At 80.3% G+C, this 228-nt stretch carries 1 protein-coding gene; it reads left to right on the top strand.

What is annotated here, in order from left to right:
• Positions 1-228, top strand: a 228-nt coding sequence (locus tag KVT39_RS37760) for a hypothetical protein (protein ID WP_217591554.1), incomplete at both ends; no start/stop codon positions are given.

Genomic DNA, 228 nt, shown 5'->3' with positions numbered 1-228 from the left:
CACGCTCGACGAGACGATCGAGCTGGTCGGCGCGCGCTTTGCGCAGCGCGTCGCCGCCGATGCGTGCGCGCGGCTGTTCGGACGCGTCGACGGCTGGCCGCTCGGGCTGCAGCTCGCGGTGGCCGCGATGGCGCGCTCGGCCGATCCGCGCCAGGCCCTCGGCGCGCTCGCCGCGCGCGGGGGCGGCCCGCGCGCCCGGCTCGTCGGGCTGCTGCTCGCGTGCCTGGC

The sequence above is a fragment of the Burkholderia sp. GbtcB21 genome (genome assembly GCF_019091065.1).
Classification (GTDB): domain Bacteria; phylum Pseudomonadota; class Gammaproteobacteria; order Burkholderiales; family Burkholderiaceae; genus Burkholderia; species Burkholderia pyrrocinia_C.
Note: the sequence above shows the minus strand (reverse complement) of the source record. Positions and strands in the feature narration are given on the sequence as shown.